Annotated in this window: 17 protein-coding genes and 1 tRNA gene; 7 read left to right on the top strand and 11 right to left on the bottom strand. The window is 33.1% G+C overall.

What is annotated here, in order from left to right; translation table 11 throughout:
- Nucleotides 1–2 precede the first annotated feature (2 nt).
- From J2Y38_RS04705 to J2Y38_RS04690, 4 genes are all read right to left on the bottom strand, one after another.
- Nucleotides 3–491 (bottom strand): IPExxxVDY family protein, encoded by a 489-nt coding sequence (locus tag J2Y38_RS04705; protein WP_053472898.1) that lies wholly within the window; start codon nucleotides 489–491, stop codon nucleotides 3–5.
- 125 nt (nucleotides 492–616) lie between these two features.
- Nucleotides 617–1,357 (bottom strand): ribonuclease III, encoded by a 741-nt coding sequence (rnc, locus tag J2Y38_RS04700; protein ID WP_053472899.1) that lies wholly within the window; start codon nucleotides 1,355–1,357, stop codon nucleotides 617–619.
- A gap of 9 nt (nucleotides 1,358–1,366) precedes the next feature.
- Nucleotides 1,367–2,620: a beta-ketoacyl-ACP synthase II gene (fabF, locus tag J2Y38_RS04695; RefSeq protein ID WP_053472900.1), complete on the bottom strand. Its 1,254-nt coding sequence runs from the start codon at nucleotides 2,618–2,620 to the stop codon at nucleotides 1,367–1,369.
- Nucleotides 2,621–2,858: 238 nt separating this feature from the next.
- On the bottom strand, nucleotides 2,859–3,095 hold the full coding sequence (locus J2Y38_RS04690) for an acyl carrier protein (protein ID WP_007137004.1): 237 nt from the start codon (nucleotides 3,093–3,095) through the stop codon (nucleotides 2,859–2,861).
- A gap of 175 nt (nucleotides 3,096–3,270) precedes the next feature.
- Here J2Y38_RS04690 and purN point away from each other — a divergent pair, with 175 nt between their 5' ends.
- Nucleotides 3,271–3,849, top strand: a complete 579-nt coding sequence (gene purN, locus J2Y38_RS04685) for a phosphoribosylglycinamide formyltransferase (protein ID WP_309840033.1) — start codon at nucleotides 3,271–3,273, stop codon at nucleotides 3,847–3,849.
- Nucleotides 3,850–3,990: 141 nt separating this feature from the next.
- Nucleotides 3,991–4,470 (top strand): ribonuclease HI, encoded by a 480-nt coding sequence (rnhA, locus tag J2Y38_RS04680; protein ID WP_053472902.1) that lies wholly within the window; start codon nucleotides 3,991–3,993, stop codon nucleotides 4,468–4,470.
- A gap of 71 nt (nucleotides 4,471–4,541) precedes the next feature.
- On the opposite strand, the gene J2Y38_RS04675 is transcribed toward rnhA, so the two are convergent.
- Nucleotides 4,542–4,889, bottom strand: a complete 348-nt coding sequence (locus J2Y38_RS04675) for a DUF6249 domain-containing protein (protein ID WP_309840030.1) — start codon at nucleotides 4,887–4,889, stop codon at nucleotides 4,542–4,544.
- 467 nt (nucleotides 4,890–5,356) lie between these two features.
- Here J2Y38_RS04675 and J2Y38_RS04670 point away from each other — a divergent pair, with 467 nt between their 5' ends.
- Complete coding sequence (locus J2Y38_RS04670; RefSeq protein WP_309840028.1) at nucleotides 5,357–5,944, top strand: sigma-70 family RNA polymerase sigma factor; 588 nt, start codon at nucleotides 5,357–5,359, stop codon at nucleotides 5,942–5,944.
- Nucleotides 5,928–6,323: a hypothetical protein gene (locus J2Y38_RS04665; protein WP_309840026.1), complete on the top strand. Its 396-nt coding sequence runs from the start codon at nucleotides 5,928–5,930 to the stop codon at nucleotides 6,321–6,323. Before J2Y38_RS04670 ends, J2Y38_RS04665 begins: the two co-directional genes overlap by 17 nt.
- A gap of 2 nt (nucleotides 6,324–6,325) precedes the next feature.
- Here the strand turns inward: J2Y38_RS04665 and J2Y38_RS04660 are convergent, their stop codons facing one another.
- Nucleotides 6,326–6,898 (bottom strand): hypothetical protein, encoded by a 573-nt coding sequence (locus J2Y38_RS04660; RefSeq protein WP_309840023.1) that lies wholly within the window; start codon nucleotides 6,896–6,898, stop codon nucleotides 6,326–6,328.
- A 244-nt stretch (nucleotides 6,899–7,142) separates the two neighbouring features.
- On the opposite strand from J2Y38_RS04660, the gene J2Y38_RS04655 reads away from it, so the two are divergent.
- Both J2Y38_RS04655 and J2Y38_RS04650 read left to right on the top strand, forming a co-directional pair.
- The gene (locus J2Y38_RS04655) at nucleotides 7,143–8,066 is read left to right on the top strand and encodes a PfkB family carbohydrate kinase (protein ID WP_053472906.1); all 924 of its coding nucleotides are present in this window, start codon (nucleotides 7,143–7,145) and stop codon (nucleotides 8,064–8,066) included.
- An 81-nt stretch (nucleotides 8,067–8,147) separates the two neighbouring features.
- Nucleotides 8,148–10,046, top strand: coding sequence for an amidophosphoribosyltransferase (locus J2Y38_RS04650; protein ID WP_309840019.1), 1,899 nt, complete (start codon nucleotides 8,148–8,150; stop codon nucleotides 10,044–10,046).
- A 466-nt stretch (nucleotides 10,047–10,512) separates the two neighbouring features.
- Here the strand turns inward: J2Y38_RS04650 and J2Y38_RS04645 are convergent, their stop codons facing one another.
- From J2Y38_RS04645 to J2Y38_RS04630, 4 genes are all read right to left on the bottom strand, one after another.
- Nucleotides 10,513–11,124, bottom strand: coding sequence for a superoxide dismutase (locus J2Y38_RS04645; RefSeq protein WP_053472908.1), 612 nt, complete (start codon nucleotides 11,122–11,124; stop codon nucleotides 10,513–10,515).
- 139 nt (nucleotides 11,125–11,263) lie between these two features.
- A complete protein-coding gene (pth, locus tag J2Y38_RS04640) occupies nucleotides 11,264–11,890 on the bottom strand; it encodes an aminoacyl-tRNA hydrolase (RefSeq protein WP_073483906.1) in 627 nt (208 codons plus the stop codon).
- A 345-nt stretch (nucleotides 11,891–12,235) separates the two neighbouring features.
- Complete coding sequence (locus J2Y38_RS04635; protein WP_053472910.1) at nucleotides 12,236–12,847, bottom strand: 50S ribosomal protein L25/general stress protein Ctc; 612 nt, start codon at nucleotides 12,845–12,847, stop codon at nucleotides 12,236–12,238.
- A 119-nt stretch (nucleotides 12,848–12,966) separates the two neighbouring features.
- The gene (locus J2Y38_RS04630) at nucleotides 12,967–13,908 is read right to left on the bottom strand and encodes a ribose-phosphate pyrophosphokinase (protein ID WP_053472911.1); all 942 of its coding nucleotides are present in this window, start codon (nucleotides 13,906–13,908) and stop codon (nucleotides 12,967–12,969) included.
- Between the two features lie 289 nt (nucleotides 13,909–14,197).
- On the opposite strand from J2Y38_RS04630, the gene J2Y38_RS04625 reads away from it, so the two are divergent.
- A tRNA-Leu gene (locus J2Y38_RS04625) sits at nucleotides 14,198–14,277 on the top strand.
- A gap of 135 nt (nucleotides 14,278–14,412) precedes the next feature.
- Here the strand turns inward: J2Y38_RS04625 and J2Y38_RS04620 are convergent.
- Nucleotides 14,413–14,883, bottom strand: a complete 471-nt coding sequence (locus J2Y38_RS04620; protein WP_309840015.1) for an OsmC family protein — start codon at nucleotides 14,881–14,883, stop codon at nucleotides 14,413–14,415.
- Nucleotides 14,884–14,887: the final 4 nt, after the last annotated feature.

The raw sequence follows: 14,887 nt of genomic DNA, 5'->3' as shown, positions 1-14,887 counted from the left end.
TTTTAAAAAATTAGATTGTTTTTTGATTTTATTTTATTGGTATCCACAGCATAAATTGCTGCAATACTTTCTATTGAATTTAGTTGTTGCTGAATTTCTGAAAAATCGACAGCTTCCTCACTGTTATCGATTTTCAGGAAAAAATCTACTTTTTTGAATTCAGGAAGTAAATGAATTGTTGTAGAAACCTCACTTGTTTCATTAGAAAACAAATTCTGGAAATCATTTGTACTCACAGAAATGATCTCATTTTTATTCTGAATCAAATTCCACGATACAGCTTTCTCAGAATCATAATAATAAAATCTCGAAAAATTTGCCTCACCTTCTTTAGTCTGAGCATGGATCTCGTTTTTGCTCTTACTTAAGTTAATCGGAAGGTTCTTATTGATAAAATAGGCCAGTCTATAATCTTCTAATGAAGTATGAATTGCCATTAAATAATAATCAATTTCGTCAAATTCGTCTAAATCCAATCTATGAATAGCCATGTCATGAAAAATCAAGTTGTAAATATACTATTTCTAACGGAGCATCAATAGTTATAAGCAGCTTGTTTTTGTTAATTTATAAACGAAAACGATTTAGCATTAAGAAAATTACATCAAAATTGTAATTATTTCTTATCTATTTTTTCCTGAAATGCAAAATATGCTCTTTGTGAAGCTTTCTCTTCTGCTTTCTTTTTTGAGGTTGCCCGCGCTCGTGCGATTACCTTATCGTCTATACTTAATTTGACACCAAACAAGCGTTGTCCGTCAATACCGTTATCTTCGAAAATGTCGTAATGAAAGATCCTCTTTTCTTTCTGACACCATTCGATAACTAAGCTTTTATAACTAATTACTTTTCCTTCAAGTCTTGCAATATCGACATAAGGTGTAATTACTCTTTTTTGGATAAATCTTTCACAATATGAATAACCTTTATCCAAATAAATAGCACCAATCAGCGATTCGAAAATATTACCATGAATATTTTCTCCAAAATGCTGAACAGGTACTTTGCTTTCTACAAAACGCACTAAATTCAAATCTTTGCCAAGTTCATTTAAATGTTCGCGGCTTACGATTTTTGAACGCATTTTTGTTAAATATCCTTCGTCTCCATTTGGCGCCTTATTAAACAAATGCGCAGCAATTACGGCACTTAGCATAGCATCTCCTAAAAATTCTAAACGTTCGTAATTTATAGGATGCCCTGCTTCATCTAATTTATTTGACGATCTATGGGTAAAAGCTTTTTTGTAAAATTCAATATTTACAGGCTGAAAACCAAGAATTTTCTGAATAGTGTCAAAAAAAATCCCGTCTTCTAGAGAACGGGATTTAGAAAATATTTTTTTGATAATATTCATATACGAAAATTAGTCAGCGATTTTTTTAAATAACACACAAGCATTGTGTCCGCCAAAACCAAATGTGTTACTCATAGCAACATTCACTTCTCTTTTTTGAGGTTGGTTTAAGGTAAGGTTTAATGCAGGATCGATATTCTCATCAACTACTGTGTGATTGATCGTAGGAGGAACAATACCGTGTTTCATTGCTAAGATAGAAGCAATAGCTTCAATAGCTCCGGCAGCACCAAGTAAATGTCCTGTCATTGATTTTGTCGAGTTGATATTGATGTTTTTAGCATGATCACCAAAAACGGCACTAATAGCTTTCAATTCAGCAACGTCTCCTAGTGGAGTAGAAGTTCCGTGAGTATTGATATGATCAACATCTTCAGGATTCATTCCAGCATCTCTCAGCGTATTTTTCATTACTGCAATAACTCCAATTCCTTCCGGATGTGGTGCTGTTAAATGGTAAGCATCAGATGACATTCCGCCTCCGCCAATTTCACAGTAAATTTTTGCGCCTCTTGCTTTTGCATGTTCGTAATCTTCAAGAACTAAAGCTCCTGCTCCTTCTCCTAAAACAAAACCATCTCTGGTTGCATCAAAAGGTCTTGAAGCTGTTTCCGGACTTTCATTTCTTGTAGACAAAGCGTGCATAGAGTTAAAACCTCCCATACCGGCAATGGTAATTGCAGCTTCAGAACCACCAGATACAATAATATCACACATTCCTAAACGAATGTAGTTGAAAGCATCAATTAATGCATTTGCAGAAGATGCACATGCAGAAACTGTAGTATAATTTGGTCCCATATACCCGTTACGCATAGAAATATGCGCTGGAGCGATATCGGCAATCATTTTTGGAATAAAAAACGGATTGAACTTTGGAGTTCCATCACCTTTTGCATAATAAATTACTTCTTCCTGGAATGTTTCTAAACCTCCAATTCCTGCTCCCCAGATAACCCCAACTCTAGTTTTGTCGACATTATCATCTGTAAGTCCAGCATCTTTAATAGCTTCATCACTGGCAGCAACTGCATATTGAGCAAATTTATCTAATCTTCGAGATTCCTTGCGATCCATGTAATCTTCAATATTGAAGTTTTTCACTTCGCAGGCAAATTTCGTTTTATGCTTCTCTGTATCATAATATGTGATAGGAGCGGCTCCGCTTACCCCATTCACAAGTGCATTCCAATAATCCTGGATATTATTCCCGATAGGAGTAAGTGCACCTAATCCTGTTACCACAACTCGCCTTAATGTCATAAATTATGTATTTTGTGTCTTTAAACAAATAAAACCCACGCTTTCTTAACCGTTTTGTTACTTAAGAGCCATGGGTATTACAATATAAATATATCTTTTTGATTGAAAATCAATCGAAATTTAAATTTAAAAAAATAATAACACCCGACTCTTAAAAATTTCACATTTCAAAAATCAAATTCCAATTGGAATTTGGAATTTCAAAAATTGGGATTTTTAGAAATCGGGTGTGGTATTATTATTTTTTAGCTTCCTCGATATAAGAAATAGCTTGACCTACAGTAGCAATGTTTTCTGCTTGATCGTCTGGAATTTGAATATCAAATTCTTTTTCGAATTCCATAATAAGCTCAACAGTGTCTAATGAGTCAGCTCCCAAATCATTAGTGAAGCTTGCTTCTGTTACAACTTCGTTTTCGTCAACACCTAATTTGTCTACGATAATCGCTTTTACTCTTGATGCAATGTCTGACATAATCTTTAATTTTAGAATTTAATTTGTTGGCAAAAATAAAAAACTTTATTTTAAAACAACTATTTAGTTTATAAATGTGACACTAATTTATAAAATTAATTTCAAGAAAGGTCTTTTAAAGCTATTTATTTTCGATTTTTATTCCGTTTTTTGCATTCTCAAAATAAATTCTATTATGAAAAAAATTATCGTTTTTGCCTCAGGATCAGGAACTAACGCAGAAAACATTATAAAATATTTTTCGAACATTGAAATTGCAAAGGTCGTTTCTATTTTTACAAATAATGCTTCGGCAAAAGTTATTGAAAGAGCAAAAAATCATCAAATTCCTATCGAAATTTTCGAAAAAAGCGAACTTTTAGAAAGAAACGTATTACAAAAAATACAAAAAATCGACCCGGATTTGATAGTTCTTGCCGGTTTTTTATTGAAATTTCCCGAAAACATAATTGAGGAGTATCCAAACAAAATAATCAACATTCATCCAGCGCTTTTACCTAAATATGGAGGCAAAGGAATGTACGGAATGCATATACACAGAGCAATAGTTAATAATAAGGAAAAAGAAACCGGAATCTCGATTCATTATGTAAACGAAAACTACGATGAAGGCGGTATCATATTTCAGCAAAATGTTCTTTTAACTGAAGAAGATACTCCGGAAACGGTGGCTGAAAAGATTCATGAATTAGAGCAAAAACATTTTCCTGAGATTATTCATAGAATTTTGGAAGATTCAGATTCTAAAATTTAAAACCATATAAGTTATATAAGATAATTTAAGGCTGGCGTTTAAAAAATACTAAAATCGGAATGAACTTTTAAATAACCTAAGAAATATAAGACAATACTTTAAATGGACTTATATAACTTATATGGTTAACAAAAAAATAAAATGACCCAACACGAAGTACATATATATACAGATGGCGCTGCAAAAGGAAATCCGGGAAATGGCGGCTATGGCGTGGTCATGGAATTGGTTGGAACTCCGCATAAAAAAGAATTTTACGAAGGTTTTCGACTTACTACTAATAACAGAATGGAACTTTTGGCTGTAATTGTTGGTTTAGAAAAACTGAAAAAGCCAAATATGAAAGTCCTTGTAATTTCTGATTCTAAATATGTAGTCGATTCTGTTGAAAAAAAATGGGTTTTGGGCTGGGAAAAAAAGAAATTTGCCGGCAGAAAAAATCCCGATTTATGGAAACGCTTTTTAATTATTTATCGTAAACATCAGGTAGATTTTAAATGGATAAAAGGTCACAATAATCATCCACAAAATGAACGCTGCGACGAACTTGCCGTTATGGCATCAGCACAGCCCAAGCTTTCTGTTGATGTTTATTACGAAACCATTGGATCTAAAGAATAACAAAAACGCGTTTAAAACAATTGCTTTAAACGCGTTTTTTAATTACTAACTTAAAATCTTTACATACTCTACTACTCTTTGTCTAAATCTTTTGCGGTTTTAAACCCTACCAAAAGCCCAATACCAGCCATTATAAAAATAATTGAAGGATAAACTGCACCATCGTTAAGAGAAGTGTAAGTTGTAATAATCAAGGCAAGAAAAATTCCAACTCCACTTCCTATTAATAAGAAAGCAAGATTTACAACAAAAATTTTCCATGCTGAACCTCCATTTATCTTTCCTTTTAAAAAGATGCTGGCATCAACTCCTTTTTCTATAAGAGCCAAACGCTCTCTGTTTCGTGTTGAATAAATAAGATAGACAATCCCGAAGATCATCAAAAATAAACTAAGCGGTACTAAAACTTGTGGTCCCATAATTTTATGTTTTTATTAATTGATTGATACTCCATATGACGAGGCTTTTTAAATTCAGGTTACAAGAAAATTAAAAAAATTTAAATTTTTAAATTTCAAACTCCAAAACTTGCTGATTATCAGTTAATTTTGAGTTTTATTAAAAGTATTTAATAACAAATACGAGTCGTAATTGTCATTTCGACGAAGGAGAAATCTCCTCGAGAAGCTCGTCAAAGATTTAGACTCTCGTTGCGGAGTTACTTGTGGATATTTCTCCTTCGTCGAAATGACAAGAATACGTGAACAAATTGTGAATATAAGTTTTTGACAAAGTTCTATACTTATATATATATGTATATATAATCAAATTGAAATTTGGAATTTTAATATTGGATTTTCCATTTAGAATTTGTGCTTTTAAAAAAATTTAGAATTTATTTTAATTTTCTTGTAACCTGAACAAATAAACTGTCGTCCTATATAATATGAGTACATTAAATGATCAGCATTATATCGATAAAGTTCTGCAGGGACAAACCAATGCGTTTGCCGTGCTGGTAGATCGTTATAAGAATATGATCTTTACTTTGGCACTCAAAATGGTAAAAAACAGAGAGGAAGCAGAAGAAGTTTCACAAGACACTTTTATCAAAATTTATAATTCGCTCAATAAATTTAAGGGTGATTCTAAGTTTTCAACCTGGATTTATAAGATTGCTTATAATACTTGCCTCGACAGATTAAAGAAAAGCAAAAAAGAAGATTTGAATATTTCGATAGATGATTTTTCATCTCATTTGATCAAAACGATGGATAATGCTTTAAGTGCTTTAGAAGATAAGGAACGAAAGCAAACCATTCAAAATTGTTTAAATTTGTTACCAAGTGAAGAGAATTTCCTGCTGACTTTGTTTTATTTTGAAGATCAAAACTTAGAAGAAATTGGCAAAATCATGAGCATCAATGCTAATAATGTCAAGGTAAAATTATTTAGGAGCCGACAAAAATTAGCCGTAATTTTAAAAAAGCAGTTAGAACCAGAAATAGTAGAGTATTATGAAAGAGGAAGATAAAAATATAGAAAATCTTATTGAGAAAATGATGGCTGAAAATACGCTTCAATCGCCATCTGCCGACTTTACTTCAAATATAATGTCAAAAATCCTTGCTGCCGAAGAAGTAAAAGTCAAACCTTACAAACCTTTAATTTCCATCTCAACATGGATTTTTATTGGATTTGCTTTGGCTCTTTTAGCTATATATAATATGTATTTTGCCGGAGCAGAAAATAATTTAGAAATAGGAAAATCGTATACCGATAAAATTTCGGCAATTGTTTCTGGTATTCATATTTCTAAAACTATATTGTATGCTATTTTAATTGTTCCTTTTATGGTTTTAATTCAAATTGGGGTTTTGAAGAATTATTTTGATAAGAAGTATCAGTTGTAGCGTTATTGTTTGAACGAATCTTCTCTTTTAATTATAGAATATCTAACATGGATATCATCAAAACTAACATCATATCGGTTTAAATATAATAAGTAGCTAATTGTAGCATATTCTTCTGATTGTATAATTGATTTCTTCAATTCAATTTGATTTTCCCTATTTGATCGTTCAGAATATTTCTTTAAAAATTTATCAAATCCTAAGGTCGAATATTCTTTTTCGATTTTTTGATTTAATTCAAAATATCTTGCAAGCATTATTTTTGGATTCGTCTTGACAAAGACATAATTTTCATCTAAAACAACTTCCAAAAACTCTTTAAAGCTTTTAAATTTGGTTATATAGTAACGTTTGTAGGATTCATATAAATAACTAGAATTCGTTATAAAAATTTCATTATTATATGTACGAATGTATAAATCAAAGGAATTATACGGAGTAGGAATTGCAAATCCATCTTTATTATTACCCTGATAAACCAATTTCTCAATCATTTCTTCAGAAAAATTAGGCTCTTTTCTTTCGCAGGAAATCAAAAGACACAACAACATTAATATGATTACGTTTTTTTTCATAAATGGAATTTGATGTTGAAACAAATCTAGCAAAAATATTAAGCGATTTTTTCAAAATAAAACTTGCGATTTAAATTCGGAAAACATATTTTAAGCACTCTCAAAAACCAAATATAATTCATTCATTTACAATGGAATTAGCCCCGAAATCGATATCTTTTTTTTAAGAAAATTTTGAGAACCTAAACCGTTGCAATATTGTAACTTATAGAGTATCTTTGCACCCTAATTCGAAATTCATAAAATGAATAAATTATTGATTGTTGGAACGGTTGCTTTCGATGCGATTGAAACTCCTTTCGGAAAAACAGATAAAATTTTAGGTGGTGCTGCAACATACATTGGTTTATCAGCTTCATTTTTTAACTTGCAATCGGCTATCGTTTCTGTAGTTGGCGACGATTTTCCACAAGAACATTTAGACTTATTAACTTCAAAAAATATTGATATCTCTGGTATCGAAATTGTAAAAGGCGGTAAAACGTTTTTTTGGAGCGGTTTATACCACAATGATTTAAACTCTAGAGATACATTGGTTACTGAGTTGAACGTTTTAGCTGATTTTCAGCCAAAAGTTCCTCAAAACTATAAAGATGCTGATGTTGTAATGTTAGGAAATTTACATCCGTTAGTACAAAGCAGCGTTTTAGATCAATTAGAGAAAAAACCAAAATTAGTTGTTTTAGATACAATGAACTTTTGGATGGACTGCGCTCTTCCGGAATTATTAGACGTTATTAAACGTGTAGATGTTATTACAATCAATGACGAAGAAGCAAGACAACTTTCTGGTGAATATTCATTAGTAAAAGCAGCGGCTAAAATCCAGGATATGGGACCAAAATATGTGGTGATCAAAAAAGGAGAACATGGCGCACTTTTATTCCACAATAGAGAAGTATTCTTTGCACCAGCTTTACCGCTAGAAGATGTTTTTGATCCAACAGGAGCTGGAGACACTTTTGCAGGAGGATTTTCTGGATTCATTGCACAAAGCGAAAACATTTCGTTTAACAATTTGAAAAACGCAATTATTTACGGTTCAAATTTAGCTTCGTTCTGCGTAGAAAAATTTGGAACTGAAAGGATGGAAACATTAAGCAAAGCAGAAGTAGCGATTCGATTACAGCAATTTAAGTCGTTAACTCAGTTTGACATAGAAATATAATGCCCAAAAGCCTCGATAACACGGGGCTTTTTTTATTACGTTAATACACACAACTTACAACAACACAAAATACAAAAAACAATGAGCGACGCTTTAAAACACGAATGTGGTATAGCCTTAGTTAGACTTCTCAAACCGCTTGAATATTATAAAGAAAAATACGGAACTGCTTTTTACGGAATTCAGAAAATGTATTTGATGATGGAAAAGCAGCACAACCGTGGACAAGACGGAGCTGGTTTTGCAAGCATCAAACTAGATGTTGAACCTGGGCAACGCTACATAAGCAGAGTTCGTTCAAACCACTCTCAGCCAATACAAGATGTTTTTAAACAAATCAATGAGCGAATCAGTGAAGAGTTAAAAGCACAGCCTGAAATTGGTGAAGATGTTCAAAAAATAAAATCGGAAATTCCATATGTTGGCGAATTGTTTTTAGGACACGTTCGTTACGGAACTTTCGGAAAAAACAGTATCGAAAGCGTTCATCCATTTTTACGTCAAAGTAACTGGATGCACCGTAACTTGATTTTGGCAGGAAACTTTAATATGACGAATGTTAAAGAGCTTTTCGAAAACTTAGTTGAATTAGGACAGCACCCAAAAGAAATGGCTGATACTGTTACGGTAATGGAAAAAATTGGTCACTTCTTAGATAAAGAAGTTATGCAATTGTACCAAGACTGTAAAGCTGAAGGTTACTCAAAAAGAGAAGCTTCGCCAGTAATTGCTGAACGTTTGGATATTGCAAAAATATTAGCCCGTTCTGCTAAAAACTTAGACGGAGGTTACGCAATGGCCGGATTATTAGGTCATGGAGACGCTTTTGTTTTTAGAGATCCAGCCGGAATTCGTCCAGCATATTTTTACCAAGATGATGAAGTCGTTGTCGTTGCTTCTGAAAGACCTGTTATTCAAACTGTATTTAATGTTCCGTTTGAAAGTGTTCAGGAAATCGATCCGGGTCACGCTTTGATTATCAAGAAAAACGGAAAAGTTTCTATGAATCAAATCTTAGAACCAACTGTAAAGAAAGCTTGTTCGTTTGAAAGAATTTATTTCTCAAGAGGAAGTGATGCTGAAATTTATCAGGAACGTAAAAACTTAGGTAAATTAATTTTACCTGCTGTTCTTAATGCAATTGACAGTGATACAGACAATACTGTTTTCTCTTATATTCCAAATACAGCCGAAACTTCATTTTATGGTTTAGTCGAAGCTGCTCAGGATTTCTTAAATCAGAGAAAAAACAATTATATTCTAGAAAATAGAAATACACTTACTGCAGAAACGCTTCAGGAACTTTTAGCTGTAAAAATACGTACAGAAAAAGTGGCTATTAAAGATGCTAAACTTAGAACCTTTATTACTGAAGACAGCAGCCGTGACGATTTAGTGGCTCACGTTTATGATGTTACTTACGGCGTAATTAAACCAGAAGACAACTTGGTTATTATTGACGATAGTATTGTTCGTGGTACTACATTAAAAATGAGTATCATTAAAATGATGGACCGTTTAAAACCAAAACGTATTGTTATTGTTTCATCGGCTCCACAAATTCGTTATCCAGACTGTTACGGAATTGATATGGCAAAACTTGAAGGACTAGTTGCCTTTAGAGCTGCTTTAACGTTATTGAAAGAAAGAAACTTATATCATATTGTTGACGAAGTTTATGCTAAATGTAAAGCACAGGAAAATTTCGCAGATAAAGATGTTGTGAATTACGTAACAGCAATTTACGATCAATTTACACCAGAAGAGATTTCAGATAAAATTGCCGAGATGTTAAGTTCTCCTGAAATTAATGCCGAAGTAAAAATTATTTTCCAAAAAGTAGAAGATTTACATATTGCGTGTCCTAAAAACTTAGGAGACTGGTACTTTACAGGTGATTATCCTACCCCAGGAGGAAACCGTGTTGTAAACCGTGCGTTTATGAATTTCTACGAAGGAAAAGACGCCAGAGCGTATTAAAAAAGTATTAACAAAAGGTTAATTTGTGCATTTCATCGGTTTTTTTTGCCGTTTATCCTGTTTGTTTGGTAAAAATGAAAAGCTACAATACTTTTGGGAAACCATAACATTAGTAGGTTAAGTTTATGGTAGATTTGGGGCAAAAAGGGTGGAAGAGATTCCACCTTTTTTATTGGAATAAACTCAAGTATTTCTCCTTTAAGTCATTATATTCATTTCATCGGATATATTTACCTTTCATCCGAAAAATTTTCTTAATAAAAATAACTGTCATACATTTATAAAACCATAACATTAGTAGGTTAAGTTTATGGTAGATTTGGGGCAAAAAAGGTGGAAGAGATTCCGCCTTTTTTATTTTCTTTTTTTAGAGAAGAAAAAAGAATAAAGACTAGACTTATAGATATAAAAAAAGACGAGTACCATTTGGCACTCGTCTTTTCTCTTTATTCTTTGCTCTATTTTCTTATTTGTCTAAAGCATATCTTCTAGCAACTTCTGTCCAGTTAATTACACTGAAGAAAGCCTCAATATAATCTGGTCTTCTGTTTTGGTAGTTTAAATAATAAGCGTGCTCCCAAACATCCATTCCTAAGATTGGAGTTCCACCATTACCAGCAACTTCCGGCATTAATGGATTATCTTGATTTGGAGTACCTACAACTTCTAATTTTCCTCCTTTTAATACTGTTAACCAAGCCCATCCTGAACCAAACTGAGTTGCTCCAGCTTTAGCAAATTTTGCTTTAAACTCTTCGAAAGTTCCAAAAGAATCTTCGATAGCAGCTAATAAATCTCCTGTTGGTAATCCTCCTCCGTTTGGAGACATTACTGTCCAGAATAAATTGTGGTTGTAAAAACCTCCACCATTATTACGAACTGCAGCGTTTGATTTATCTAGGTTGATTAAGATATTTTCGATTGTTTTTCCTTCTAAATCAGTTCCTGCGATAGCAGCGTTAAGATTTGTAGTGTATGCATTGTGGTGCTTTGTATGGTGGATTTCCATTGTACGCGCATCAATATGTGGTTCTAATGCATCATATGCATAAGGTAATTGTGGTAATTCAAAAGCCATGATATAAGGATTTTTATGGTTTATAATAATTTATCCCAAATTTAGACATTTAACTTTGGAATTGAAAATACTATTTCGTTATAATTCAATTTAATTAATCGATTTATTGATTAATTAAAATATAAATAACTGAAAATCTTTATTTTCCATTAAAGGTTGTCATTGTATTTTCTAATCCGGCTGTTCCAAAAGATCTAATAATTTCAGCTGAAGTTTCTAAACGTTCTGGTAATTTTGAATTTTCGTCATCATTCCATTCTCCCAAAACATAATCTATCTGCTGTCCTTTTTTAAATTGATCGCTGATTCCAAATCTGAATCGGGTATATTGCTGCGTGTTTAAAACGAGATTAATGTTTTTTAATCCGTTATGTCCGCCATCACTTCCTTTTGGTTTAATTCTGATAGTTCCGAAAGACAAGTTTAAATCATCTGTAATTACCAAGATATTTTCTAATGGAATATTTTCTTTATCCATCCAGTATTTTACTGCTTTCCCGCTAAGGTTCATGTAAGTATTTGGTTTAAGCAGAAAGAACGTTCTTCCTTTAAACTTATATTCGGCCAAAGATCCTAGTTTTACGGTTTCAAATGAAAGACTTTCTTTTCTGGCTAAAAAGTCTAATACTTTAAATCCGATATTGTGCCTTGTGTTTACGTATTCGGCTCCGATATTCCCTAAACCAACGATTAAATATTTCTTCATATTATCTATGTTCTCTTCTTTTTGTGTTGATGAAAACAGTTTTGTTATCCATTTTATCATGTTTGCAAAAGTAAGATTAATTAGAGAATGTGCCAATTGGTTGATTGGATAATTATTTTTTAACAGCGAAGATTGTTAACAATGGCACACAGATGACGCGGATAAAACTGGTTTACACTAATTTTTACTTGTATGTTCAATATTGTCATCCTGAGCGATCCCGAAGCCTCGGGAGAAGGACCGCAAGATACTCGATAATCTAAATTTAATACTTTGTGCGGGCTTCGACTTCGCTCAGCCTGACAGCAATGAAAAAACTTAGTATCTCAACACCTTAGAAACTTAGAAACTCAAAAAAAAGCCCCAATCGTAAGATTGAGGCTTTTTGTATTGAGTTGAAAAAAATTATTTTTTCTTTCCTTTTGCAGGAGCTTTTGCAGCTTTTGCAGCTTCTTGAGCAGCTTTCATAGCAGCACGTGAAATTCTTACCTGAGCAACAACTGTGTTGTCTGGGTGCATAATTTTGTATTCTGGAGCACCAACTTTAGTAACGTATAATTTGTTACCCATTTCAAGTGGAGTAATATCCGCTTCAACAAAATCAGGAAGATTTTTAGGTAAAGCTTTTACTTTTAATTTACGAGTGTTTAAACGTAAAACACCTCCGGCAAGAACACCTTTAGATGTACCAACGATTTTCACAGGGACTTCCATTGTGATTTCTTTATCATCAAATAATTGGAAGAAGTCAATGTGTAAAATTTTGTCAGATACCGGATGAACCTGAATGTCTTGCAAAATTGCATTGAATGATTTTCCTTTTCCAAGTTCGATCACAACTGTGTGAGCGTTTGGAGTGTAAACCAAGTTTTTGAATGCCGCAGCGTCCGCTGAGAAATGTACTGCCTGATTTCCTCCGTATAACACGCAAGGAACCGCTCCAGCATTACGTAAGGCTTTAGTTGACACTTTGCCCACGCTTTCTCTTTCTGATCCTTTAATTGTAATCGATTTCATTGTAAAAAAATATAGTTATTAATAAATATTCTCGTTTGCTTTAAGCTTTAGGCACTAGGCTTTACGCTTTTTAAAATGAGAAACAAAGCTTACGGCTTAAAGCCTACAGCCTATTGCTTCTACATGATAAATTTTCCACTAATGGAATTGTTGTGGTGCACCATGTGCATAACTTCGGCAAAAAGAGGTGCACAACTCACTACTCTAATTTTGTTTGATTCTTTCTTTAACGGAATTGAATCTGTTACGATTAATTCTGTTAGTTTCGAATTTTCAATTTTCTCATACGCACCGCCTGATAAAATAGCGTGTGTACAAATTGCTCTTACGCTTAGTGCTCCTTTTTCGATCATTAAGTCGGCTGCTTTTGCTAAAGTTCCTCCTGTATCGATCATGTCGTCTACTAAGATTACGTTACGACCTTTAACCTCACCAATCAATTCCATAGTGTCGATAACGTTCGCTGCTTTTCTTTGTTTATAGCAGATTACTACATCTGATTCTAAAAACTTAGAGTAAGCATAAGCTCTTTTTGAACCTCCCATGTCTGGAGATGCAATAGTCAAATTTTCTAAATTTAAACTCTGCACGTAAGGCAAAAAGATTGTAGATGCAAATAAATGATCTACTGGTTTTTCAAAGAATCCCTGAATTTGATCTGCATGCAAATCCATTGTCATGATTCTTGTTGCTCCTGCAGCGGTTAATAGATTTGCTACTAACTTCGCTCCAATCGGCACTCTTGGTTTGTCTTTTCTATCCTGTCTTGCCCAACCAAAATAAGGCATAACAGCTGTAATATGTCTTGCTGATGCACGTTTTGCTGCATCAATCATTAATAACAATTCCATCAAATTATCTGCAGATGGGAAAGTTGAACACACAATAAAAACACGTAATCCTCTTATTGATTCTTCGTAAGACGGTTGAAATTCTCCGTCACTATACGTTGACATCGTTACTTTTCCTAACGGAATTCCGTATTGTTCTGCAATTTTTTCTGCAAGATAAACACTTTGTGAACAAGCAAAAATTTTAGCTTCTGGTTCTAGGTGCGACATTATAATTTGTTGTTTTTGCTCCGCTGCGCTCTGCACAATTCGACTTTATGATTTTCGTAAAGCCAGACTTGTATAAATGCCTCGGGTGTAGTTAGTTGTGTGTGCGTCGTTTTAACGAGGTGCAAATTTATAAAATTTATTGGAGACTGAAAGGAAATATTTAAGTATTTTTAGTAGAACATTTAATTTTATTTTTTACATTTGCACCGTGTTAAAGGAATGGGCACATTTTTGTTCTCATTCTATTGCGTTAAAATAACTGATTTATCATTATTTTTTCGTCTGCTAAGCCCGGATGGCGGAATTGGTAGACGCGCTGGTCTCAAACACCTGTGGGAAACCGTGCCGGTTCGACTCCGGCTCCGGGTACAAAAAACCTCTTCTTAACGGAAGAGGTTTTTTTAGTTTTAGGAGGATTATTTCCACCATATAAGTTATATAAGTTCATTTAATAGCTGTCTTTTTATAACTCATATTTATATTTACTTATATAACTTATATGGTTTAAACCTCACAACTCGCCTCATGTAAAACAGGAAAATTACACGAATTAGCAATAAAACACAATTGATTTGCTTTAAAATGTAACTCTAAAGCCAATTTGATTTGATCTGGATTTGAAATTTTTATCTTCGGATATAATCTAACCTCAACAAAACGCCCGCTTCCGTCTGGAGAAACTTCGAGTGTTGCCTCAGCATTGTCTGAATACTCTAGAACTTCTATTCTGTTTTGAGAACACACATATAAGTATGACATCATATGACAAGAAACCAAACTACTCAGTAATAAATCTTCGGGATTATATAATGATGGATCGCCTTTGAAAGCTTTTGCAGCTGAAACATCTAAAACCGGTTTTCCTTCAATTTTAATTTGATGGCTTTTGCTGTAGAATTTCCTTGATGATTCGGCTGAATTTTGTTTTGAAGTCCAGTTTAATACTGCCTTAAATATATGTTTTTTCAATGTCATTTTA

Source organism: Flavobacterium sp. 2755 (genome assembly GCF_031455715.1).
Lineage (GTDB): Bacteria > Bacteroidota > Bacteroidia > Flavobacteriales > Flavobacteriaceae > Flavobacterium.
This window is presented reverse-complemented; position numbering and strand designations above follow the sequence as displayed.

Bases quoted from the DNA above. Each gene is read 5' to 3' on its own strand.
- J2Y38_RS04665 (WP_309840026.1), top strand. From the start codon at position 5,928: ATGAAAGAGGAAGATAAAAATATAGAAAATCTTATTGAGAAAATGATG.
- J2Y38_RS04660 (WP_309840023.1), bottom strand. From the start codon at position 6,898: ATGAAAAAAAACGTAATCATATTAATGTTGTTGTGTCTTTTGATTTCC.
- rnhA (WP_053472902.1), top strand. From the start codon at position 3,991: ATGACCCAACACGAAGTACATATATATACAGATGGCGCTGCAAAAGGA.
- fabF (WP_053472900.1), bottom strand. From the start codon at position 2,620: ATGACATTAAGGCGAGTTGTGGTAACAGGATTAGGTGCACTTACTCCT.
- J2Y38_RS04630 (WP_053472911.1), bottom strand. From the start codon at position 13,908: ATGTCGCACCTAGAACCAGAAGCTAAAATTTTTGCTTGTTCACAAAGT.
- J2Y38_RS04705 (WP_053472898.1), bottom strand. From the start codon at position 491: ATGGCTATTCATAGATTGGATTTAGACGAATTTGACGAAATTGATTAT.
- J2Y38_RS04655 (WP_053472906.1), top strand. From the start codon at position 7,143: ATGAATAAATTATTGATTGTTGGAACGGTTGCTTTCGATGCGATTGAA.
- J2Y38_RS04645 (WP_053472908.1), bottom strand. From the start codon at position 11,124: ATGGCTTTTGAATTACCACAATTACCTTATGCATATGATGCATTAGAA.
- purN (WP_309840033.1), top strand. From the start codon at position 3,271: ATGAAAAAAATTATCGTTTTTGCCTCAGGATCAGGAACTAACGCAGAA.
- J2Y38_RS04650 (WP_309840019.1), top strand. From the start codon at position 8,148: ATGAGCGACGCTTTAAAACACGAATGTGGTATAGCCTTAGTTAGACTT.
- J2Y38_RS04675 (WP_309840030.1), bottom strand. From the start codon at position 4,889: ATGGGACCACAAGTTTTAGTACCGCTTAGTTTATTTTTGATGATCTTC.
- J2Y38_RS04635 (WP_053472910.1), bottom strand. From the start codon at position 12,847: ATGAAATCGATTACAATTAAAGGATCAGAAAGAGAAAGCGTGGGCAAA.
- J2Y38_RS04620 (WP_309840015.1), bottom strand. From the start codon at position 14,883: ATGACATTGAAAAAACATATATTTAAGGCAGTATTAAACTGGACTTCA.
- pth (WP_073483906.1), bottom strand. From the start codon at position 11,890: ATGATAAAATGGATAACAAAACTGTTTTCATCAACACAAAAAGAAGAG.
- J2Y38_RS04670 (WP_309840028.1), top strand. From the start codon at position 5,357: ATGAGTACATTAAATGATCAGCATTATATCGATAAAGTTCTGCAGGGA.
- J2Y38_RS04690 (WP_007137004.1), bottom strand. From the start codon at position 3,095: ATGTCAGACATTGCATCAAGAGTAAAAGCGATTATCGTAGACAAATTA.
- rnc (WP_053472899.1), bottom strand. From the start codon at position 1,357: ATGAATATTATCAAAAAAATATTTTCTAAATCCCGTTCTCTAGAAGAC.